The 22,163-nt window shown below is 72.1% G+C and carries 21 protein-coding genes; 8 read left to right on the top strand and 13 right to left on the bottom strand.

From position 1 onward, the window contains the following. Window positions 1–226 precede the first annotated feature (226 nt). From ACIRJT_RS25390 to ACIRJT_RS25370, 5 genes are all read right to left on the bottom strand, one after another. On the bottom strand, window positions 227–760 hold the full coding sequence (locus tag ACIRJT_RS25390; RefSeq protein ID WP_403913042.1) for a thioesterase family protein: 534 nt from the start codon (window positions 758–760) through the stop codon (window positions 227–229). After that, window positions 757–1,764, bottom strand: a complete 1,008-nt coding sequence (locus tag ACIRJT_RS25385) for a 3-hydroxyacyl-CoA dehydrogenase NAD-binding domain-containing protein (RefSeq protein WP_403913039.1) — start codon at window positions 1,762–1,764, stop codon at window positions 757–759. Before ACIRJT_RS25385 ends, ACIRJT_RS25390 begins: the two co-directional genes overlap by 4 nt. A gap of 51 nt (window positions 1,765–1,815) precedes the next feature. Further along, window positions 1,816–2,709, bottom strand: coding sequence for a 3-keto-5-aminohexanoate cleavage protein (locus ACIRJT_RS25380; protein WP_403913036.1), 894 nt, complete (start codon window positions 2,707–2,709; stop codon window positions 1,816–1,818). Window positions 2,710–2,796: 87 nt separating this feature from the next. Continuing rightward, window positions 2,797–3,714 carry a TetR family transcriptional regulator C-terminal domain-containing protein gene (locus tag ACIRJT_RS25375; RefSeq protein WP_403913033.1) on the bottom strand — a complete coding sequence of 306 codons (918 nt, stop codon included), beginning with the start codon at window positions 3,712–3,714 and terminating at the stop codon, window positions 2,797–2,799. Between the two features lie 155 nt (window positions 3,715–3,869). After that, a complete protein-coding gene (locus ACIRJT_RS25370; protein WP_403913030.1) occupies window positions 3,870–4,760 on the bottom strand; it encodes a SigB/SigF/SigG family RNA polymerase sigma factor in 891 nt (296 codons plus the stop codon). 600 nt (window positions 4,761–5,360) lie between these two features. Between ACIRJT_RS25370 and ACIRJT_RS25365 the strand changes: the two genes are divergently transcribed. From ACIRJT_RS25365 to ACIRJT_RS25340, 6 genes are all read left to right on the top strand, one after another. Then, window positions 5,361–6,122, top strand: coding sequence for a GNAT family N-acetyltransferase (locus ACIRJT_RS25365; RefSeq protein WP_403913027.1), 762 nt, complete (start codon window positions 5,361–5,363; stop codon window positions 6,120–6,122). A 304-nt stretch (window positions 6,123–6,426) separates the two neighbouring features. Further along, a complete protein-coding gene (locus ACIRJT_RS25360) occupies window positions 6,427–7,725 on the top strand; it encodes a PP2C family protein-serine/threonine phosphatase (protein WP_403913025.1) in 1,299 nt (432 codons plus the stop codon). 122 nt (window positions 7,726–7,847) lie between these two features. Then, window positions 7,848–8,633: a TetR family transcriptional regulator gene (locus ACIRJT_RS25355; RefSeq protein WP_403913022.1), complete on the top strand. Its 786-nt coding sequence runs from the start codon at window positions 7,848–7,850 to the stop codon at window positions 8,631–8,633. Further along, complete coding sequence (locus ACIRJT_RS25350) at window positions 8,630–9,430, top strand: SDR family NAD(P)-dependent oxidoreductase (protein ID WP_403913019.1); 801 nt, start codon at window positions 8,630–8,632, stop codon at window positions 9,428–9,430. The genes ACIRJT_RS25355 and ACIRJT_RS25350 overlap by 4 nt, the downstream gene beginning before the upstream one ends. 88 nt (window positions 9,431–9,518) lie before the next feature. Then, a complete protein-coding gene (locus tag ACIRJT_RS25345) occupies window positions 9,519–10,559 on the top strand; it encodes an NAD(P)-dependent alcohol dehydrogenase (RefSeq protein ID WP_403913017.1) in 1,041 nt (346 codons plus the stop codon). 349 nt (window positions 10,560–10,908) lie between these two features. Next, window positions 10,909–12,678: an ABC-F family ATP-binding cassette domain-containing protein gene (locus ACIRJT_RS25340; protein WP_403913014.1), complete on the top strand. Its 1,770-nt coding sequence runs from the start codon at window positions 10,909–10,911 to the stop codon at window positions 12,676–12,678. Here the strand turns inward: ACIRJT_RS25340 and ACIRJT_RS25335 are convergent. The 5 genes from ACIRJT_RS25335 to ACIRJT_RS25315 form a co-directional block, all read right to left on the bottom strand. Further along, window positions 12,642–13,145, bottom strand: a complete 504-nt coding sequence (locus tag ACIRJT_RS25335) for an NUDIX domain-containing protein (RefSeq protein ID WP_403913012.1) — start codon at window positions 13,143–13,145, stop codon at window positions 12,642–12,644. The genes ACIRJT_RS25340 and ACIRJT_RS25335 overlap by 37 nt on opposite strands. A 66-nt stretch (window positions 13,146–13,211) precedes the next feature. Continuing rightward, window positions 13,212–13,622, bottom strand: coding sequence for a PTS-dependent dihydroxyacetone kinase phosphotransferase subunit DhaM (locus ACIRJT_RS25330; protein WP_403913009.1), 411 nt, complete (start codon window positions 13,620–13,622; stop codon window positions 13,212–13,214). Next, window positions 13,619–14,230 (bottom strand): dihydroxyacetone kinase subunit DhaL, encoded by a 612-nt coding sequence (dhaL, locus tag ACIRJT_RS25325; protein ID WP_403913006.1) that lies wholly within the window; start codon window positions 14,228–14,230, stop codon window positions 13,619–13,621. The genes ACIRJT_RS25330 and dhaL overlap by 4 nt, the downstream gene beginning before the upstream one ends. 125 nt (window positions 14,231–14,355) lie before the next feature. Further along, window positions 14,356–15,348, bottom strand: coding sequence for a dihydroxyacetone kinase subunit DhaK (gene dhaK, locus ACIRJT_RS25320; protein ID WP_403913003.1), 993 nt, complete (start codon window positions 15,346–15,348; stop codon window positions 14,356–14,358). A 259-nt stretch (window positions 15,349–15,607) separates the two neighbouring features. After that, entirely contained in the window at window positions 15,608–15,754 is a 147-nt protein-coding gene (locus ACIRJT_RS25315) for a hypothetical protein (protein ID WP_371621870.1), read from the bottom strand. Window positions 15,755–16,113: 359 nt separating this feature from the next. Here ACIRJT_RS25315 and ACIRJT_RS25310 point away from each other — a divergent pair, with 359 nt between their 5' ends. After that, the gene (locus ACIRJT_RS25310) at window positions 16,114–17,019 is read left to right on the top strand and encodes a type II CAAX prenyl endopeptidase Rce1 family protein (RefSeq protein ID WP_403913000.1); all 906 of its coding nucleotides are present in this window, start codon (window positions 16,114–16,116) and stop codon (window positions 17,017–17,019) included. 126 nt (window positions 17,020–17,145) lie between these two features. On the opposite strand, the gene ACIRJT_RS25305 is transcribed toward ACIRJT_RS25310, so the two are convergent. The 3 genes from ACIRJT_RS25305 to ACIRJT_RS25295 all read right to left on the bottom strand — a co-directional run bounded on the left by ACIRJT_RS25305 (window position 17,146) and on the right by ACIRJT_RS25295 (window position 20,397). Further along, window positions 17,146–17,949: a hypothetical protein gene (locus ACIRJT_RS25305; RefSeq protein ID WP_403912998.1), complete on the bottom strand. Its 804-nt coding sequence runs from the start codon at window positions 17,947–17,949 to the stop codon at window positions 17,146–17,148. A 255-nt stretch (window positions 17,950–18,204) separates the two neighbouring features. After that, a complete protein-coding gene (locus ACIRJT_RS25300) occupies window positions 18,205–19,419 on the bottom strand; it encodes a S8 family peptidase (protein ID WP_403912996.1) in 1,215 nt (404 codons plus the stop codon). 483 nt (window positions 19,420–19,902) lie between these two features. Next, complete coding sequence (locus ACIRJT_RS25295; protein WP_403913180.1) at window positions 19,903–20,397, bottom strand: MarR family winged helix-turn-helix transcriptional regulator; 495 nt, start codon at window positions 20,395–20,397, stop codon at window positions 19,903–19,905. 112 nt (window positions 20,398–20,509) lie between these two features. Between ACIRJT_RS25295 and ACIRJT_RS25290 the strand changes: the two genes are divergently transcribed. Beyond that, the gene (locus ACIRJT_RS25290; RefSeq protein WP_403912993.1) at window positions 20,510–22,105 is read left to right on the top strand and encodes an MFS transporter; all 1,596 of its coding nucleotides are present in this window, start codon (window positions 20,510–20,512) and stop codon (window positions 22,103–22,105) included. The last annotated feature ends 58 nt before the right edge of the window (window positions 22,106–22,163 follow it).

Here is a 22,163-nt window from a genome sequence, read left to right as displayed (position 1 = left end):
TCCTCGCACGGGGCGGTGACGGCTGAATACGGACCGTAGGCCGCACCGCGCACCCCCGGAAGCGTGTCGCCCGCCCGGCCACGAACCCGTAACGGCGCGTCATGCCCGGCAACACTGCGGCAACGGAGAAGCCATACCCGGCCGCTCCGGAGCCGCCGCCCGCCGTCACCGCCCCGGCCCTGGAGGTGACGGTGGGCGGCGACGGCGGGTGGAGGGCGGAGAGGGCTCAGCGGATGGCCGGGACCTCGGCGATCGAGCGACCCGCCCAGGCGGGCGCCGGCTCGACGAGCGCGGCCAGCCGCTCCCGTACGGGATCCGGGAACGGGACGGTGCGGCCCGCCCGTTGGTCGACATGGAGCGCCAGCAGCTCGCTCGTCGCCACCGGGGCGGCCTCCGGCTCCGGTACGCCGCCCGGCGCGCCGACCACGTACAGCTCGTGGCTGAAGCGCGCCTTCTTCGCGTCCACTCCCAACAGGCCCGTGCGGACCGCGAGATGGGCGCCCTCGGCCACGTCGCGGAGATAGCGCAGATGCGACTCGACGGTGTAGAGCGAGCAGCCGGTGCTCTCCCGGTACCCGGCGTGCAGACCGGTCTCGATCATCATCGCGTCGGTGGCGTAGCCGAAGACCAGGACGTAGAACGCCTCGCTCATATGGCCGTTGTAGTCGATCCACTCGGGCCGTACCGTCCGGTGGAACAGGGGGAGTTCCGTGCCATCGTCGGTCACGGTCGTCTCCTCGGGGGCCGGGTGCTCGCTCATCGGGCGACATCCTCTGCGGTCCGGGGCAGGCGGCCCGTCGCCCGCAGGACGTCGATGACGCCCCGGTCCCGTTCGGCGACCAGATCGGCGATGCTCCGGCCGTCCGCCGCTTCCTCGCAGCCGGCCACCACCGCCTCGTACAGCGTCCGGTCCAGTTCCGGTGCTTCGAGCCGGGTCCAGGGCGACTTGAGCGACGGGCCGAAGTGGTCGAGCATATGGGCCATACCGCCCTCACCGCCCGCGAGCGCGAAGGTCAGCATCGGGCCCATGACGGCCCAGCGCAGCCCCGGGCCCTCGGTGATCGACGCGTCGATCTCCGCCACCGTGGCCTCGCCGTTGGCGACCATGTGCAGGGCTTCGCGCCACAGGGCCTCCTGGAGCCTGTTGGCTATGAAGCCGGGCACCTCGCGCTCCATGGTGATCACGGACTTGCCCGCGACACCGTAGAAGCGCGAGGCCCAGTCGACCGCGGCGGGCTCGGTCCGTTCACCGCCGACGACCTCGACCAGGGGAATGAGGTAGGGCGGGTTGAAGGGGTGCCCGACGACGAGCCGCCCGGGGTCGGCGGCCTCCGTCTGCATGTCCGTCATCGGATAGCCGGAGGTCGACGAGGCGATCACCGTGCCGGCGGGCGTGGCGGCGTCCAGCCGGGCCAGCAGATCGCGCTTCAGCTCCAGCTTCTCGGGGGCGCTCTCCTGGACGAACTGGGCGTCGGCCACCGCCTCTTCGAGGGTCGCGGTGACGGTGAGCCGGTCCTGCGACGCTCCGGGAGCCAGGCCGAGCTGCTCGAGCGCGGGCCAGGCGGCGGCGATGAGCCGGCGCAGCCGGACGGCCGCGTCGGGGGCCGGGTCCCAGGCGGTGACGTCGTACCCGCGGGCGAGGAAGTGGGCCGCCCAGCCACCGCCGATCACTCCGGCCCCGACGCACGCGACACGGCGTACGTCCTCCGGGGCGCAGGGGGCGGCGGGGCCTTCGGTGGCGGCGGCGGAAGGGGTGACAGTCACGGGCGACACTCCAGAAAGACGGTGGGGGAGGGGAGAGGGAGGCGTGCGTGGTCAGGCGCGCGGGCGCAGGCCGAGCTTCGCGCGCGCCTCGTCGGGCGTGGCGACCCGGGAGCCCAGGGACTCGGTGATCCGCACGGCGCGCTCCACCAACTGGCCGTTGGTGGCCTTGACTCCCTTGCCCAGATAGAGGTTGTCCTCCAGGCCGACCCGGACGTGTCCGCCGAGCAGGATCGACTGGGCGGCCCAGGGCATCTGCATCCGGCCGAGTGCGAAGCTCGCCCACTGGGCGCCCTGCGGAAGCATGTTGACCATCGCCTGGAGGACGCCCGGGTCGGCGGGCGCGCCCCACGGAATGCCCATGCAGAGCTGGAAGACCGTGGGGTCGTCGAGCAACCCCTCGGCGAGGAGTTGTTTGGCGAACCACAGCTGCCCGGTGTCGAAGATCTCCAGCTCGGGCCGGACCCCGAGCTCCTGGATACGCTTCGCGCCGGTGCGCAGCATGTCGGGGGTCGAGACGTAGAGGTTGCTGCCGTCGCCGAAGTTGAGCGAACCGCAGTCGAGGGTGCAGATGTCCGGCAGCAGTTCCTCCACGTGCGGCAGCCGTTCGAGACCGCTGACCAGATCGGTGCCCGGCAACGGTCGGAGCGGCGCCTCAGGGTCGATGACGAGGTCCCCGCCCATTCCGGCGGTCAGGTTGATGACCACATCGGCGCCGGTCTCCCGGATCCGCTCGACGACCTCCCGGTAGAGCCGCGGATCGCGGGAGGGCGCGCCGGTCTCCGGTTCGCGGACATGGATGTGGACGACGGCGGCACCGGCACCTGCGGCCTCGACGGCGGAGGCCGCGATCTGCTCGGGCGTCACCGGGACGTGAGGGCTGCGGCCGACGGTGTCGCCGGCCCCGGTGAGGGCGCAGGTGATGATGACGTCCTGGTTCACGGGCATGCGGGAACGTCTCCTCTCGGGGAGTTCGGGGAGTTCGGGGAGTTCAGGTTCGGGAGTTGGGGGTACGGGGGTTGTACGGGGCGGGCGTCAGTCGGCCACGGGCGCTGTCAGGCAGGCGTCCACGTGGGAGACGAGCGCGTCGTGCATGGCCTGTGCTCCGGTGCCCGGGAGGCCGGGCTCGGTGGCCAGGACCTGGGAGGCCAGTCCGTCGATCAGCGCGGTGAGGGCGAGCGCGGTGCCGTCCGCGTCGACCGGACGGAACACGCCTTGTTCGACGCCGCGACGGATCACGTCGGCGACCGTTCCCCGCCACTGGCGGTAGTACTCCACGTGGAGCCGTCCGACCGTGGTGGACCGGGCGGCCTCGGCCCACAGGTCGAGCCAGACGCACCACTGCCGCCGTTGCTGTTCGGTGCGGGGCGTCTGGAGTTCGATCAGCAGGCGTAGTTCTTCCCCGGCGTGACGGGTGCCGGCCGTGGCCTCGGCACGGCGACGGGTGTCCTCATCCATGCACCAGCGGACCGCCGCTTCGAGCAGTTCGTCGCGGCCGGGGAAGTGGTAGTGGATCGCCGCCGTGCTGGTGTGGCAGGCCGCGGCGATGTCCGCGACCCGGACGGCGTGGAATCCGCGTTCGGCGATGAGCCGTACCGTCTCCCGCACGATCTGCAAGGGCCTGCCGCCCTCCGGCGGGGGCGACGGCGGGCGAGGGGGCGACGGGGCGCGCACGGTCGGCGGCATCGACGCCGCGCCGCCCGCCGGGCCACCCGCCGCACCGGGCGTCGCGTCATCGGCGGTACCGGCCGTCGTCCCGATCAGCCGGCCGACGTCCACGCCGCCGATGTCCGCGATCCGGGCCAGTTCGGCGGCGGTGAAGCGCCGTGTGCCGTTCAGGGAACGGGACAGCTTCGACGGATCGATCACGATCCGCCGCGCGAACTCGCGCGCGCTGACACCCGTGGCATCGATCACCTGCCGGACCCGTACGGCCACCTCGTCCTGCTGCATGGTCAGCCACCGTAGTCATGTGTTGAGAAAACCTCAACATCAGCAGGCTCAACCCCCGAAAGAAAAAGGCGTTGCGGTTCTGACTGATGCATCAGTCAGAACCGCAACGCCTTCCCACCCGCTGTCCACCCGCCCGACGGGCGGGCTCGGACTGTTCACTCCTGGACAAGCATCCCGCTCCGCAGCTTGCCCAGCATCCGGCTCAGCAGCCGGGACACGTGCATCTGCGATATCCCGAGCTCCGTGCCGATCTGCGCCTGGGTCATCTCCTGGCCGAAGCGCATGTCGATGATCCGACGCTCCCGCTCGTCCAGTTCGCCGAGCAGGGGCGCGAGGGCGTGGAGATTCTCCACGGTCTCCATGGCGGGGTCCGGCTCGCCCAGCACATCGGCGAAGGTCCGCCCGGCGGACTGGCGCGGCCCGGACTCCGCGGTGTCGGTCGGCATGTCCAGGGAACCCGCCGTGTAGCCGTTGGAGGCGACGATGCCCTCCGTGACCTCGGACTCCTCGATTCCCAGGTCCTTTGCCAACTCCTGCACCGTGGGGTCCCGGTCGAGGTCGCCCGCCAGGGACTCCTTCGCCTTGGCGAGGTCGACCCGCAGCTCCTGGAGGCGCCGCGGCACATGCACCGCCCAGCTCGTGTCACGGAAGAACCGCTTGATCTCCCCGACGATGTACGGCACCGCGAACGAGGTGAACTCGACCTCCCGCGAGAGGTCGAAGCGGTCGATCGCCTTGATCAGCCCAATGGTGCCGACCTGGATGATGTCCTCCATGTCGCCGCTGCCCCGGTTGCGGAAGCGGTTGGCGGCGAAGCGCACGAGGGACAGGTTCATCTCGATGAGGGTGTTGCGGGCGTACTGATACTCGGGCGTGCCCTCCTCCAGGACCTGGAGGCGGTCGAAGAAGAGGCGTGAAAGCCGGCGCGCGTCCATCGGGGCGATCTTCCCGGCATCCTCGATCCACGGAAGTTCCTCGCTGGTGCCCGCCTGCTCCGTACCGGCTGTCTGCGCGGTCCGTGCGGTCCGTACGGTCTGCGCGGTCATGTCGCTTCACGCTCCCTGGTTTCGTAGGCCCTGAGGTCTGTTCGCCTTCCCAGGGGTACGGCTCTCATGCGTGAAAAGGGGGAGTTGATCCGGCCAGTTGGAGTGAGTTGGCCGGAAATGGGCCCAGTTCGGCCCTGAGGCGCCGTCATCCGAGAGGCGCGATTCAAGAGGTTCGGGGCGCGAGGCGGGAGGCGCGAAAGGAAGGGCGCGTGTGGAGGAGGCGCGTGGAGGGCGCGAGCAATGAATGCGCAAACAACCGCCCCACCGGTACGGGGGAGCCCGGTGGGGCGGTCGTCACCAGAGTGCCACAGCCGGGCGGTCGTTGGGACCGGACCGGCGCGTATTGGCCTACGGATGAGTCGATTTCGCCGCTCGCCGATCCGGGCGTACGCCGGTGCGCCGGGCCGCCACGGGGGGCGTCCCAGGGGATGCGGGGCCGGACGGCCGGCGGCCCGATGATTGCAACACCATGAACAGCTGCGCCTCACGGAATACCTGCCGTAGCCACCGGCTTCTCCTGCCAGGCAGGTGCGCCGCTCCCCGCCCGGAGCACCCGCTGCCGAGAACCGTGCGATGGACGGAACGAGAACGAGGAAGACCATGACCCAGAACCACACCCGCTCCCTGACCGGTGTCCCCTCCCGGCTCCACCCGCTGGACAACCCCGCCAGGGCCTCGCTCACCGGTCCGCACGCCCACTTCGCCGAGAGCCGCGGGCGCATCCTGCGCTATCCCGCCGACGTCACTCCGTGGATCGCGCTCCCCGACACCCCGGACGTCCAGGACTGGGCCGATGTCGCGGCGCTCGCCGGACCGGGCGGCTCCGTCACCCTGGCCGCGTTCCAGGAGCCGCCGCCGCGGGACTGGGAGATCGTCTTCCGGGCCGAGGGCGTCCAGCTGGTCGACGCGTCGGTGGACGCCGCGCCCGATCCGGAGGCGGTCCTGCTCGGCCCCCGGGACGTGCCGGAGATGCTGGACCTGGTGGCGCGCACCCGCCCCGGCCCCTTCCTGCCGCGCACGGTCGAGCTGGGCACGTATCTGGGCATCCGTCGGGGCGGCGCACTGGTGGCGATGGCGGGGGAGCGGTTGCACCCGCCCGGCTGGACCGAGATCAGCGGCGTCTGCACGGATGAGTCCGTACGGGGGCAGGGGCTGGCGAGCCGACTGGTCCTGGCGGTCGCGCACGGGATCCGAGAGCGCGGCGAGACGCCGTTCCTGCACGCGTCCGCCTCGAACACCGGGGCCGTCCGGCTCTACGAGTCCCTCGGCTTCCGGCTTCGCCGGCGTACGGAATTCCTCTCCGCCCTCGTCCCCGCCACGCTCGCGGCGTCGGACGGGACCCGAAGGCCCTCGCTCCGCTGACCGGGCCGCCGGAACGAGGCGCCGCCGGGCATCCGGTTCGGCGGCCGGACCCGTACGCGGACCCGGTACCCGCCACCGGTACCCGCCGCCGGTACCCGCGTCGGCCCGGGACCAGCGGCACTCCCGGTACGGGACCAGGGCCCCGGGCCGGAAGTCCCGGGCGGGACCTTCGGCAGTCGCTCGGGGCCCTAAGCCCTCCTGCGCGGACGCCCGCCACCCGGTCCACTGGAAGGGACCGGCCGAAACTGCGGGCGGCGCCGAGAGATCAGCGGGAGGACAGGCCGTGCCCATGAGGTTGCTGGACATGGCACAGAAGCAGAACGGGGTACGGGACCGGGATGGCGCCGCCCCCGGTGCGGACGGCGCTGTCGCGGCGGTGTCCCAGAGCCGGATCGGCAACTGGGCACTGGTCGGCGGCCTCGCGCTGCTGACCGTGCTCGTCGTGATCCTCGACGTCAGCACGGGCAACGACCTGCGGGTCGTGCCGCTGCTCGTGGTCGTTCCCGCACTGGCCTCCGTTTATTGCAGCCTTCGCCAGACCATCTGGATCGCGGTGTGGATCACCACCGTCGTCGTCGGGTTCCGGGTCGGGGCGGACGGCACCTTCTGGGACTTCGTCTTCGGCATCGGATTCGCCGTACTGGCCTGTGCGCTCGGGGTCGCCGCCTGCGCGGCACGTATCCGGCACGCCACCGAGATGGCGCGGCTGCGGTCCGCCGCCGTCACCCTGCAGCGCCAGATCCTGCGGCCGCTGCCGGTCGGTACCGACCACGTCGTCGCGCACGGGCTCTACGAGCCGATCGAGGAGGACCGCTTCGTCGGCGGAGACATCTACGAGGTCGTCGAGTCGCCCTACGGGACCCGGGTGATCATCGGGGATGTCCAGGGCAAGGGGCTCGCGGCCATCGGCGCCGGATTCGCGGCCATCGCCGCGTTCCGTGAGGCGGCCATCCGCGAATCCACGCTCACGGGAGTGGTGGACGCGCTGGAGGCCGCCGTCGTCCGGCACAACGTGTTCTCCGCCCAGACCGGTGAGGCCGAACGCTTCGTGACCGCGCTCGTCCTCGGGTTCGACGAGGGCGGCCGGGTGGAGGCCGTGAACTGCGGGCACCTGCTGCCGCGCCTGCTGCACGACGGTCGGTCCTCGGCCGTCACACTCCACCGGACCTACGTCCCCCTCGGCCTCGCCGGCCTCAGCCGGGAGACCCGTACGGCCGAGTCCTTCGACCTCCCGCCGGGCGCGACGCTCCTCGTCGTCACCGACGGGGTGACCGAGGCCCGCGACGCCGCCGGCGGCTTCTACCCGCTGGACGAGCGGATCGGAGCCTGGGCCGGGCACGGGCCGCGCGAACTGCTCGACGCGCTCCACGTCGATCTGGAGGACTTCTCCGGAGGCGTCCGGCGCGACGACATCGCCGCGCTCGCACTGCTGCGCACCACCGCCGACGTCACGCGGCGGCCCGCGGTCGCAGGTGTCGCGGCCCCCGGCGATGCCGCTTCCGGCGCTACGGCTTCCGGCGCTGTGCTTCCCGGTGTTCCCGCTCCCGGTGTTCCCGCTGCCGCCGACGCGGGCGAGAGCGAGTGGCGCATCGCGGCGGTCTGAGCACGCGCCGCGAGCCCGCGCAAAGCACCCCTGATGTCCTCTGACGTCCTCACCAGTGTCCCCACGAGTGTCCCCACGAGACAAATGTCGCGTGGGGACATTTGCAGGTGTACGGTGCATGTATGACTCCGGAACGGAAGACCCCGGAACGGCGCGGCCGCAAGGCGCGCCGCACCCGTGACACCCTGGCGCAGGCCGCGTTCGAGCTGGTGCTCGACCGCGGGCTGCGGAACGTGACGGTCGAGGAGATCGCGGAAGCCGCGGACGTCGACCGCCGTACGTTCAGCCGGTACTTCACGAGCAAGGAAGCCGCCGCCCTCGACTCCCTGCGGGGCGACGGCGACCGCATCAACGCGGCCCTGCGCGCCCGCCCGGCCCCGGAACCCCCGCTCCTCGCCTACCGGCGTGCAGTCCTCGACTGGCTCGCCGATCCCGCGGCGGAGCCCTGGCACCGCCGCCCCCGGATCTTCGACCTGCTGGTCGTCGCCGAGGAGGAGCCGACCCTCTACGCCGTCTTCCATCACATCCGGGTGGACGCCCAGGAGGACTCGGTCGCCATCGTCGCGGACCGGCTCGGCGTCGATCCGCGGCAGGACATCCGGCCCGCCGTGACCGTCGCCGCGGGAGCGGGCGCGCTGCTCGCCGCCCAGGCCGCCTGGGTGCGCGGGGGCCGGCCGGACGCCCTGCCCGCACTCGTCGCCGAGGCGTTCGACGCGCTCTCCGCCGACCTGCTCGGAGAGCCGCGTTCCGCTCCGGCACAGCACGGTGGCGCTCCGCGACAGCGCCGCGTCTCCACCGGCGCTGCTGGTACCGGCGCTTTCGGCACCGACAACACCGACAGCACTGACAACACCCACAGCACCGACAGCACCGCAGAAGAAGCAGAAGAATCCGAGGCAATCTCATGAGCACCGAACACGGTTCCACCCCCGCGGCCGAGGCGAAGGCCGAAGCCCGGACGGAGTTCTCCGGCCGCACCGCCCTCGTCACCGGCGGCGCCTCCGGCATCGGCCTCGCCCTGGCCCGGCGGCTCGCCGCCGCCGGTGCGGCGGTCGTCGTCGCCGACTACGACGAGGAGAGCGCACGCGAGGCCGCGGCCGAGCTGGAGAGCGCCGGAGCCAGGGCCGCCGCCGTCGCGGTGGACGTCACCGACCCCGCCTCCGTCGAAGCGGGGGTGCGGTTCGCGGTGGACACCTTCGGCGCACTCCACCTTGCCGTCAACAACGCCGGCATCGCGGGCGCCAGCAGCCCGACCGGCGAGTACCCGGTCGAGGACTGGAACCGCGTCGTCGCCACCAACCTCAGCGGCGTCTTCCACTCGATGCGCTACGAACTGCCCGCCATCGTGGCGGCCGGCGGCGGCGCGATCGTCAACATGTCCTCCATCCTCGGCACCAACGGCTTCGCGGGGTCGCCCGCCTACGTCGCGGCCAAGCACGGCGTCGTCGGCCTCACCAAGACCGCCGCGCTCGAATACGCCGGGCAGAACGTCCGGATCAACGCGGTCGGCCCCGGTTTCATCGACACCCCGCTCCTGCGGAACACCGACCCGGCGGCCCGCGAGCACCTGATCTCCCTGCACCCGGCCGGACGGCTCGGCACCGCCGAGGAGGTCGCCGAACTCGCCGCCTTCCTGCTCTCCGACAAGGCCTCCTTCATCCACGGCAGCTACCACCTGGTGGACGGCGGCTACTCCGCCCCGTGACGGAGCCCGAGTGGCGCGCGGGGGACACGGGGGCGACAAAAGAAGCACGGGGCGACAGAGCGAAACAAGGAAGAAGCGAGGAGACCCCATGAAAGCCGTTCAGTACCGAGCCGTCGGCGCCGCCCCCGAGGTGGTCACCGTCCCGGACCCCGAGCCCGGCCCCGGCCAGGTCCTGCTGAAGGTCACCGCCGCCGGCGTCTGCCACTCCGACATCGCCGTGATGAGCTGGCCCGCCGACCAGATCCCCTTCCCGCTGCCCCTCACCCTGGGGCACGAGGGCGTCGGCACGGTCGCCGCCCTCGGTGACGGAGTCGAGGGCTTCGCCCTCGGCGACTCCGTCGCGGTGTACGGGCCCTGGGGCTGCGGCACCTGTGTGAACTGCGCCGAAGGCAAGGAGAACTACTGCCTGCGCGCCAAGGAGCTCGGCATCATGCCGCCCGGGCTCGGGGCACCCGGCGCGATGGCCGAGTACATGATCGTCGACGATCCCCGCCACCTGGTCCCGATCGGCGACCTCGACCCGGTGAAGACAGTGCCCCTCACCGACGCCGGACTGACCCCGTACCACGCGATCGTGCGCTCCCGGGCGAAGCTCGTTCCCGGCTCCACCGCCGTCGTCATCGGCACCGGCGGCCTCGGCCACGTCGCGATCCAGCTGCTGCGCGCCATGACCGCCGCCCGGGTGATCGCCCTCGACGTCACCGAGGACAAGCTCGCCCTGGCCAGGACCGTCGGCGCGCACGAAGCCGTCCTCTCCGACGAGAGGGCGGCCGCCCGCGTCATGGAACTGACCGGCGGACTCGGCGCCCATGTGGTCCTCGACTTCGTCGGAGCGCCGCCGACCGTGGCGACCGCCGGAGCCGTCGCCCGCGTCGACGGCGACGTCACCATCGTCGGCATCGGCGGCGGCGCGCTCCCGGTCGGCTTCGGGACGCTTCCGTACGGCGCCAATGTCTGCGCGCCCTACTGGGGCTCGCGCAAGGAGCTCGCCGAGGTCCTCGATCTGGCCCACGCCGGAGCCGTGGACGTCCACGTGGAGACGTACTCCCTCGACGAGGCCCCGCTCGCCTACGAGCGCCTCCACGACGGCCGGATCAACGGCCGGGCCGTCATCCTCCCCGGCGGCTGAACCTCCCGGCTCCCGTCGCCCGACGTGTCCGCGTCCGCCCCGGCGGTTGCCCCCGGATCCTTCCCGGCGGCAACCGCCGGGGCGGACGCGGGCGGAGAACAATTCCCGGAGCCGGGAGGCCGACCGCCGTTAGACTGGCCGACATGGGTTCGTACAGCTACTACTTCTTCCGCTGATTCCCGGCCCGGACGGCCGCAGCGTGCGCACCGCGCGTCTCTCCGAGACGCCCCGGTGACGTCGACGTCACCCCGCGCGCCCGCCGCCGTCCCCTTCGCCGTCCGGCATCCACGCCCCGCCGCCGCGCCCCCGCGCGCGCCTTCGCGGGCCGTCACCCAGGGAAAAGGCACCCATGCACCCCCAGCGCGACCGCGCTCAACTGGCCATGAAGGACGTCTCCAAGGCGTACGGGGACCGCTCCGTACTCGACCAGGTGACCCTCACCGTCCGGCCCGGTGAGAAGACCGCCGTCATCGGCGAGAACGGCTCCGGAAAGTCCACCCTGCTCCGGCTGCTGGCCGGAGCGGAACAACCGGACACCGGTGAGGTCACCGTCCGCTTCCCCGGCGGCGCCGGCTATCTCGCCCAGACCCTCGATCTCGACCCGACCGACACCGTGCAGGACGCCGTCGACACGGCCCTCGCCGAGCTGCGCGACCTCGAACGCCGTATCCGCGAGGCGGAGGCCGGTCTCTCGGAGCGGAAGCCCGACGACCCGGGGCCCACCGACGCGGAGCTCGCCGCGTACGGAGACCTCCTCACCGCCTACGAGGACCGCGACGGCTACCGGGCGGACGCCCGCACCGAAGCGGCCCTGCACGGCCTCGGCCTCGCCCACCTCACCCGCGATCGCGCCCTCGCCACGCTCTCCGGTGGCGAGCAGTCCCGGCTCGCCCTCGCCTGCGTCCTGGCAGCCGCCCCCGAACTGCTCCTGCTCGACGAGCCGACCAACCACCTCGACGCCCGCGCCGTCGGCTGGCTGGAGGAGCACCTGCGCGCCCACCGGGGCACCGTCGTGGCGATCACCCACGACCGGGCCTTCCTGGAGCGCGTCACCTCGGTGATCCTGGAGGTCGACCGGGATTTGCGCACGGTCGCCCGATACGGCGACGGCTGGGACGGCTACCGCACCGCCAAGGCCGCTGCCCGCCGCCGCTGGGCCCAGGCGCACGAGGAGTACCTGGCGGACCTGGCCCGCACCGAGGAGCTCGTCGAAGCGGCCGGAGCGCGGCTCGCGGCCACCGGAGGAGACCCGAAACAGGGCTTCGGCAAGCACCGCCGCTCGCACGAGGCCAAACTGTCCGGCCAGGTCAGGGCCGCCCGGACCCGACGGGACGCCCTGCGCAGGTCGCCCGTGCCGCCCCCGCCCCGCCCGCTCGCCTTCACCGGCCGCCCGGCCGTCGTCGAGACCGGCACGGCGGACGGGGCCGGCACAGCGGAGGGCACCGGCACAGCGGAGGGCACCGGCACCGCGGACGGCACCGACACCGCGAACCGTGCGAGGACGCTCGTGGAGCTGGACGCTGTCTCCGTCGGGGACCGCCTCCGCCTCCCCTCCCTGCGCGTGGAATCGGGCGCCCGCCTCCTGGTGACCGGTGAGAACGGGGCCGGGAAGACCACCCTGCTGCGGGTCCTCGCGGGTGACCTGACCCCCGACGCGGGCACGGTCACCCGCCGGGCCCGCATCGGCTACCTCCCGCAGGAACTGCCGGCGCGCCCGACCCGGCGTACCCTGCTCGCCACCTTCGCGGCGGGCCGCCCCGGCTTCCCCGACGAGTACGCCGACGAACTCCTGGCCCTCGGCCTGTTCCGCTCCGAGGACCTCGACGTGTCCGTCGCGTCCCTCTCCGTCGGCCAGCAACGCAGGCTGGCCCTGGCCCGCCTGGTGACCAGGCCGGCCGATCTGCTGGTCCTGGACGAGCCGACGAACCACATCGCGCTGAGCCTGGTGGAGGAGCTGGAACAGGCCCTCGACCAGTACCGGGGCGCGGTCGTCGTCGTCTCCCACGACCGCAGCTTCCGGGCCCGCTTCACCGGCGACGTACTGGAACTGCGGGCAGGCCGCCCGGCGGGCGCGGCGCCGGCCTACGCGTCGGGGGAGGCGGCCGTCCCGCGCACCTGAGCGCGCAGCCGGTCGACGAACACCCGCTGGCCGACGATCAGCCGATCGGCGGCCTGCTCCGGCGTGCACCAGGCGAACCGGTCCATCTCCGGGAACTCCTGCTGCACGCCGGACCCGCGCGGCCACTCCATCGTGAAGGTCCCGGGCACGACGGACCCCACGTCGAGATCCGCCTCCAGGGCCCAGGCGGTCACCGTCTTGCCGCTGCGCTGCCGTGACTCGCCCAGCGCGATCCACTCGCCCGGCGGGACCGGCACGCCCAACTCCTCCACGAACTCCCGGCGGGCGGCGGCCTCCGCGTCCTCCTCCGGTCCGTACTCGCCCTTGGGCACCGACCAGGCGGCCGCCTCCCGGCCCGCCCAGAACGGCCCGCCCATGTGCCCGATCAGCACCTCGACATCCCGCCCGTCCACGCCCTCCACGACCCGGAAGAGAAGGAGCCCCGCACTGCGCCTGCCTGTCGACATGTCGTCAAGTCTGCGGCGGTGCGGTGCGGGGCGCCACGCGGGCCCAGCCCGATCCTGCGGACGGCGCTACGTCTTGCGGTAGCCGTACGCCTCCGAGGCCGCGGCCTCCACCGCCGCGAGGTCGCCGCCCGCCGAGGCGGTCACCACGGCGGCCACCGCGCCCTCCACGAACGGCGCGTCCACCAGCCGCGTGCCCTCGGGCAGCTCGTCGCCCTCGGCGAGCATGGCCTTCACCGTGAGGACCGCGCTTCCCAGGTCCACCAGAACCGCGACACCCGCACCCCGGTCCACCGAGGCGGCGGCCCGGCCGATCAGCTCCGCGCTCGTCCCGAGCCCACCGTCGGGCAGCCCACCCGCCGGGGCGACCGGCGCGGTCACCCCTCCGGCGGCGAGACCACGGGCCAGCTCGGCGACCGACTCGGCGACGGGACCGCTGTGGGAGACCAGCACGATGCCCACCTGCCGTCCGCCGCTCATGCGCCCGCTCCGTCCGCCGCCGTCGCCGCCAGGGCCTCGACCAGCAGCGCGGACGAGGTCGCGCCCGGATCCTGATGGCCGACGCTGCGCTCGCCGAGATAGCTGGCCCGGCCCTTGCGCGCCTGCAACGGCACCGTCGCCTCGGCCCCCGCACGAGCCGCGTTCGCGGCGCCGTCGAACGAGGTGGCCAGGGCCTCCGCCGCGGGCAGCAGCGCGTCGAGCATCGTCTTGTCCCCGGCCTGGGCGCCGCCCAGCTGCCCCACCGCGGCGACCCCGGCCGCGAACGCCTGGGCCAACTGGTCCTGTGTCACCTCCTCGTCGTCCCCGAGAGCCTTGCCCGTACGGCGCAGCAGCGTCCCGTACAGCGGTCCGGACGCGCCGCCCACGGTCGAGATGAGCTGCCGTCCGGCCAGGGTGAGCACCGCACCGGGAGTGGCGGGGGCGTCCTCCTCCAGCACCGCCGTCACCGCCGTGAAGCCGCGCCGGAGGTTGCTGCCGTGATCGGCGTCCCCGATCGCCGAGTCCAGCTCGGTCAGATGGTTCGCCTCACGCTCCACGGACGTCGCGACAGCGGCCATCCAGCGGCGGAAGAAGTCGGTGTCGAGCACATGATCTCCTGTTCCTCGGTCCCGCCCGGAACGGATCGTCCCGGCGGCGGCACGGTGGCCGTACGGGCGACCCGTACGGCGAACCCGCACCGGGGCCGCACCCGGTCACGGGATCCCGTCGGCGCTCAGCGGCCCCAGCGGAGCGCGGCCGTCCGCACGGGCGCGTCCCACAGGCGCAGCAGCTCCTCGTCGACCTGGCACAGCGTCACCGAACAGCCTGCCATGTCGAGCGAGGTCACGTAGTTCCCCACGAGCGTACGAGCCACCGGGACGCCCCGCTGGGACAGGACCCGGTGGACCTCGGCATGGAACCCGTACAGCTCCAACAGAGGTGTCGCCCCCATGCCGTTCACCAGCGCGAGCACCGGACCGGTGGGCCGCAGGTCCTCCAGCACCGCGTTCACGGCGAAGTCGGCGATCTCCCCGGACGTCATCATCGGCCGCCGCTCACGTCCCGGCTCCCCGTGGATGCCGATGCCCAACTCCAGCTCTCCGGCGGGCAGATCGAAGGTGGGGCTGCCCTTGGCCGGAGTGGTCACCGCGCCCAGCGCCACCCCGAAGCTGCGCGAGGCCCCGTTCACCTGCCGCGCGACGGCGGCCACCCGCTCCAGCGGAGCGCCCTCGTCCGCCAGGGCTCCGGCGATCTTCTCGACGAACAGCGTCGCTCCCGTACCGCGCCGCCCGGCGGTGAACGTACTCTCGCTCACGGCCACGTCGTCGTCCACCACCACCTGGGCGACCTGAATCCCCTCGTCGTCGGCGAGCTCGGCGGCCATCTCGAAGTTGAGCACGTCACCGGTGTAGTTCTTGACGACGAACAGCACTCCCGCCCCACTGTCGACGGCTGCCGCCGCCCGCAGCATCTGGTCGGGCACGGGGGAGGTGAACACCTCACCGGGGCAGGCGGCCGACAGCATTCCGGGCCCGACGAACCCGGCGTGCAGCGGCTCATGCCCGGAACCGCCCCCGGAGACGAGGCCGACCTTCCCCGCCACGGGCGCGTCCCGCCGCATGACGACCCGGTTCTCCACATCGACGGTCAGCTCGGGATGCGCGGCCGCCATGCCACGCAGAGCATCGGCGACCACGGTCTCGGGAACGTTGATGAGCATCTTCACGGCTGTCTCCTGGCGAGCGAAAAGAGAGGGGCTTGCCGACCTGGTTCTTCCTGGTGGGCCGGCTGGGCTCCGGTGCGGTTGCGGCGGAGCCACTGGCTTCCTCACACGATCCTGCCGTCAAGCCGTGTTCGGTGTCATCCGCTGAGCGAGTCGCGTGCGGGCCTTTCGCTCTGCCAGGAGAGGACGTCCGGGGCTCCAGCTCCACGGCAGGGTGACGTGCGGCCGGTCCTCTGTCCGGTCGTTCGCCGAAGCGTCGATGTCACCGGCGTCCGCGCAGCCGGCCGAACAGGCTGCGGGCCTGGGCGCGCTTGCGCGGGTCGGCAGCGGCACGCCGTGCCGACGCGATGGTCCGCCGGCCCTGGGGGCTGCGGGTGAACTGCGTGAGACGGGCGATCAGTCCGGACATGGTTCCTCCTCGGGGTGGTGTGCCATCCGTCTACCCCGCGAGGACGCGAGGATGTTCGCGCGTCTTCGCGAGGCCTGTCGCCGCACGGAGCCCGTCGCCGCACGGAACGGATCAGAAGCCGAAGCGCCGTTCCGGGTCGCGACGGGGAGCTTCCTCATGGGTACGGGGAGCAGGGGGCACCGACAAGGGCGGCCCGGACGCCCTGGGGCGCCCCCTCATGCGACTCCTGCGGTCCGCTGCGCCGAAGGGTGTAGCGGGAGATCGTCCGCGCGCACGACGTTCCTGACCGGTGGCCGGGCGAGCCTGGAAGGCACACGGGGTTGTCGATGGGAGCCGGCCCTGCCGTCATCAGGAGCGCTGTGACCGAGCTGCACGCAGGACACCCCGCGACCACGCCCACGCCCACGGCCGCCGGGGCCATGGGCCGCGCATTGGCCGGCGGCTTGATCATGGCGGTGGCTCTCGGTGTCGGCAACGGCCTCGGACCCGTGCTGGCGGACGTCGCCGGAGTCGGTGGTCCGGCCGCCCGGCTGATCGCTGCGGCCCTCGTCACCGTCGTGGCCGTGCCCTTCGTCCTGCGTCTGTCACACCCCCGGGCGGTCGGCTTCGGCAGTCCCGGCGCGAGCATACGGGCGTTCCTCACCGGCGTCGGAGTGACGGCCGCCGGAGCGGTCGTGGTGCTGGGTGCGGGCACGGCCATGGGGCTACTCGTGTGGCGGCAGTTGGACCTCGACACCCTGGTCGGCTTTCTCGTCACCAACGCCGCCGTCGCGTTCCTGCTCGAAGCCCTGCCCGAGGAGACGACGCTGCGCGGCTACACCTGGACATCGCTGCGCGGACGATTCGGGTCCGCACCGGCGATGTTCGGCACCACTGCGGTCTTCTTGCTCGTACCGGGCGCATCGATGCTGGTGACGGCCGGCATCGCCCGGTTGGCCGGTGACGATGCGGGCCACATCGGCATCGCCCCGGAGGGGCAGCACCCGGTCGACTACCTCATCCTCCTGACGGTCTTCGGCCTCACCCTTGTAGCCGCCCGTACGGCCTTGGCTCACGCCCCGCTGTGGGCGGCGATCGGCACACACCTGACCGTCCTGACCGTGAACCGCATCATGCTGCAGGGCGAGGACCGCGACACGGGCGTGACGGTGGAGCAGGCGTCCGGTGACACGGTGCTGCTCGTACCGCTGTACCTGGTGGTCGTCGCGATCGGGTTCCTGGTGTGCCGTCGGGTCACGCGCGGGCACACGACCGGCGAAGAGTAGGCGCACCCCGAGAGAGGAGCACCCCGGGAGAGGAGCACCCCGGACACGTCGTGCCGGCGGACATGACGCTCGAATGGCTCACGTGACCGGCGCCCACGCCGGCCTCTCGCCCTCAGCGCCGGCTTCTCATCTTCCGGCCTCGGTGATCTGCTCAGCCGGCCGCGTGTTCTGTGTCGCCTCGTGTGCCTCGGTGAGCGCTTGCTGCCTGAGGTCGACGCCGAACAGCTGAATGGTGGTGGCGGCCAGGACGTCGTCGCCGCCGATGGTCCGCCCGTTCCCTCTGCGGGCGTACGGGACCCGGAGGGAATCGGTGGGGAGCGGGGGCGGGGCCGGTTCGCCCGACGTCACCAGGGTGACCGTGCCGAAACGCTGGAGCCCGCCCTCGCGGACGACCATGGCGGCGTCCCGGGCCAGGTCCGTCAGGAACATGCTCGCGATTCCGTTCAGGTCGCGAGCCATCGCCGGGGCGGCCGTCACTCCCTGGCTCCGCAGCAGCTTCTTGACCCCGGCCTCGAACCTGTGGGCGCCGACCACAGCACTCGGTTTGCGTGACCTGCTGCGCTTAAGAGAAGGCACGATGACACCGTCGGCGTCGTACATGACACCGGTCAGGCCTTTGAAGGCCGGGCTGTGGTCGTACCATTTGCTCCCTACCTCAAGCTCGACGTTCCGGTCGATCGCCGCGACGAGGTCCTCGGGAAACAGCTTCGTCCGGGCCTCCGCCTCCGCCGCTCTCCTCGCGCCCCGGATGATTTCCGTCAGCACTGTCCGCGTCACCGACGAGGCGGCCCACGTGGCCGACCGGGAGACGTGCATCGAGGTCACGTTTCTGAACACCGCTTTGACGAGAGAGGGCTTGAACGGCGAGTCGGCCATGGTCGAGGCGGTCTCGGTGCCGCCGTGCTCACGGCGTGCGGCCTGTACGGTCATCGGAAGGAACGCTCCCAGTTGTCGGAGTTGCCGGAGGGTCACGACGTAGACCCGATCGACCACCATCCTCCGTCGAAGCAGCGCCCGGTCAAAGGCCTGACGGACGCGTCTCGATGGCTGGGCCGGTTCTCCTGGGTGAGCGCCTTGCGCGTGCCCACTGCCTCGGGCGTCGAACTCCTCGGGCCGGGCACGGACACGGGGAGTTCGCCGTGTCCGTGCCCGGCCGTCGAGCGCCGCGTCAGGTCGTTCCCGTGGTTACGGGACGAGCCGCAGCAGCTTGTTCGGGGAGCCTGTTCCGACGCCGGTGAGGACGTTGGAGGTCGCGCCGTTCACGAGGGCCGTGCCCACGGCGGCCGGGGAGGAGCCGGGGTGGTTCGTCAGGTAGACAGCGGCCGCGCCGGCGACGTGCGGGGCGGCGAAGGACGTGCCGTTTCCGGTGTAGGTGGCGGTGTCCGAGGTCGCCCAGCCGGCCGTGATGTCGGACCCCGGTGCGAAGAGGTCCACGAGGGGGCCGTGGTTGGAGTAGGTGGCACGGGCGTCGGTCCTGGTCGTGGCGCCTACGGTGAGCGCGGTCTCCACCCGGGCGGGCGAGAAGCCGGACGCGGGCGCGTTGGAATTGCCGGCCGCGATCGAGTACGTCACTCCGGACGCGATCGACCGGCGCACCGCGTTGTCCAGGGTGGTGCTGGGGCCGCCGCCGAGCGAGACGTTGGCGACGGAGGAGGCGACGTGGTTGGCGGTGATCCAGTCGACGCCCGCGATGACTCCGGCGGTGGTGCCGGAACCACTGTTGTTGAGGACCCGCACGGCGACGATCTTGGCCTTCTTGGCCACGCCGTAGACGGTTCCGGCGGCGGTCGTGGCGACGTGGGTGCCGTGGCCGTTGCCGTCCTGGGCGACATTGTCGTTGTCGACGAAGTCGTAGCCGTTCGAAGCCCGGCCGACGATGTCCTGGTGGGTGATGCGCACGCCGGTGTCCAGGACGTAGACGGTGGTGTTGACGCCGGCCGAGTCCGGGTAGGTGAAGGTGCCGTTCAGCGGCAGGTTCGGCTGGTCGATCCGGTCGAGGCCCCAGGGCGCGTTGGTCTGGGTGGCGGTCGAGTGGACCTTCTGGTTCTGCTCGACCGAGGCGACCGCCGGGTCGGCGGCGAGCCGCTTGGCTCCGGTGCTGCTGAGCTGGGCGGCGTAACCGTTCAACGCCGACGTGTAGGTGCGCTCGATCCGGCCGCCGTAGCCCGCTATCAGCTTCTTGCCCTGGGCCGCGGACGCACGGAAGCCGGCCGTCTCCTTCAGCGTGACGATGTAGCTGCCGGGAACCGCCCCGGCCGCACCGGCGTGCAGGACTCTGCCCTCGGGCGCGGGAGCCGCCTGCGCCGGTAAGGCCGTGCCTGCTCCGACGGCGAGTGCGAGTGTGGAGGCCGCGGCGATCGCTCCGGCGATCCGTCGCTTGGTGGTGCGCACTGCTGTCATGAAGAAGTCTCCTCGAACGGTGACGCGTCGGAGGTTCACGCGTCGGGGGATGCGGCGTACGGGGTCCCGTGCGCCGCATCCGACGATGCCGCCGCGTGTTCCGGCCGAGCAAGCACGAACAAGGTGATGTCATGCATACGCCACAAAGTTGACCCTCCGTCAACTCCCTCTACACGCAACGCAACGAGGTTGTCGCATGACGTCCACAGTGGATCGGTCCCCACCCGGCCCGCGCCGTGAACCGACGAGGATCGCGGTCTTGACCCCGACCGGTCCGCTGGCGAGCTCCGCGAAGCGATGCGGGCCGTGCGTGCCCGGCTGTCCTGTGACTCCCGCGCTCCGGGCAGCCGCGCTCCGGGCGGCATGCCTTCACGCCGACGCCTGGACCGGGCGGTTGCCGCCCGCTCGGCCCGTGCCCCTGTCCTCGGCGACCCGGCGCCGCTCCCTCGGCGGGGGGCGTCGCGTAACCGCTGTGCGGTGGGTTCAGGGCGCCGGGGAGCACGGTGTCGCCGGGTTCCGCTCGGCGAGGTGGGCGTCCATGGTGGCGTTCAGATCGGTCATGAACTGATCGAACTGTTCCAGGAGTTGTGGCGGGTACGGGGACATCGCGGCGTCGAGCCGGCCGGCGAGCGGACCGAAGAACTCGTCCGCCCGCTCCTGGATGTGCGGGCCGCCGCGCAGGGTGACGATGCGCCGGTCGGAGTGCTCGCGGGTGCGGGTGATGTGTCCGGCCGCTTCGAGACGGTTCAGGAGCGCGGTGGTGGCGCCCGTGGACAGGGCGATGCGCTCGCTCAGCCGGGCCGGTGACAGCAGGGTCCCGCGTTCTTCGGCGGCGGCGATCTCCAGCACCGCGGTCGCGTCGGTGGAGTGCAGGCCCAGCCACGCCGCGAAGCGCCGACTGAGCTCGGCGTAGTGGCCGCCGTAGGTCCGTAGCCCTTCCATGAGTCGCTCGCGCCGCGCCGCGACACCGTCGCCCATCGCTTCCTCCACCGGGCCTGCCACCTCTTCTCTCCTGCCGGGCGTCCAGGTGGGCAGCCCGCTTTGACAACCTACCCTCACCGCTTTACCTTCACCATGGAATTACTTCACCATGGAGGTATCTGACGTGCGTGACCCGTCCCCCACCCCTGACGAGACAGATGAGACGGACGAGGCCGGCGAGACGGCCAGGACAGGCGAGACGGCCAGGACAGGCGAGACGGCCAGGACAGGCGAGACAACCGAGCCCTACCGGTGGCGGTGGCTGATCCTGGCGGTGATGATCGTCGCGGAGATCATGGATCTCCTCGACGCCTCGATCGTCAACGTCGCCGGGCCGGCCCTGGAGGACTCCCTCGGTGCCGGTTCCGTCGGACTGCAGTGGGTGATCGGCGGCTACGCCCTCACCCTGGGCGCCGGGCTCGTGCTCGGCGGCCGGCTCGGCGACCGCTACGGCCGGCGCCGGATGTTCCTGATCGGCCTGGCGGCCTTCACCGCGAGTTCGCTGCTGTGCGCGATCGCGCCGAGCATCGAGTCCCTGATCGCCTTCCGCCTCTTGCAGGGCACCGCCGGAGCGATGCTGCTGCCCCAGGGGCTGGGACTGCTGCGGGAGAACTTCTCCGGCCCCGAGCTCACCAAGGTCTTCGCGATCTTCGGCCCCGTCCTGGGCCTGGGCGGCATCATCGGCCCGGTTCTGGGCGGCTTCCTCATCGAGGGCGACTTCTTCGGCCTGGGCTGGCGGTCGGTGTTCCTGATCAACCTGCCCGTCGGAGTCGCGGCGCTGATCGTCGCCGCGAAGTTCGTGCCCAAGAAGGCGGGCGACCGCACGGTACGGGTCGACATGACCGGCGCCGCACTGGTCGTGGCTTCCTGCGCCCTGCTCGTGCTGCCGCTCAACCAGGGACAGGAGAACGGCTGGCCGCTGTGGATATGGCTCTCCATGGCCGCCTCGGCGATCGGTTTCGCCCTCTTCGCCCTCCAGCAGCGCCGCACGGCCGCCGCGGGTCGCGATCCGCTGGTGACCCCGGGCCTGCTCCGCAAGCCGGCCTTCACCGTCGGCCTCGGCGGCATCGCCCTGTTCTTCGGCGGCCTGATCGGCACCCAGCTCGTCCTGACGCTGTTCCTCCAGATCGGCCAGCACTTCACCGCGGGCGAGGCGGGACTGGGCAACCTTCCCCTCGCCGTGGGAACCGCGATCGGCGGCGCCATCAGCGGCGCGTTCCTCGCCGACAGGATCGGCCGCAAGGTGCTCCAGATCGGACCGCTCGTCCAACTGGTCGGCGCGGCCGTGCTGTGGGTCGAGGTCGACGGCCTCGACACCGCCTCGTTCTCGATCTGGGACATCGTGCCCGGCACGGCGGTGGCGGGCGTCGGCGCCGGCATGGTGATCGCCGCCCTGTTCAGCTTCATCCTCGCCGCGGTCGACGACGACGAGATCGGCTCCGCCTCCGGCGTCCTGTCGGCCGTGCAGGCCATCGGCGGCTCCATCGGCGTCGCGGTCTTCGGCTCGGTCTTCTTCGCCCAGGCCAAGACCGGTGACTTCACCGGCGGATTCCACCGCGCCCTGATCGTCCAGGCGTGCCTGCTGACGGCGTTCCTCGCGATCACCTTCCTGCTGCCCAAGAAGGGCCGCCCCGACGACGAGCAGCACGGCACCGCCCCCGAGCCCGCCCCCGGCACCGACGCCAAGCAGCACCTCACGGTGTGAGACACCGCTGGGAAGAGCCGGGGGCGACGACCACTGTTGGATCACGGGCAGCCCCGGC

This window comes from Streptomyces sp. NPDC102283, from assembly GCF_044766265.1.
Taxonomy (GTDB): Bacteria; Actinomycetota; Actinomycetes; order Streptomycetales; family Streptomycetaceae; genus Streptomyces.
This window is presented reverse-complemented; position numbering and strand designations above follow the sequence as displayed.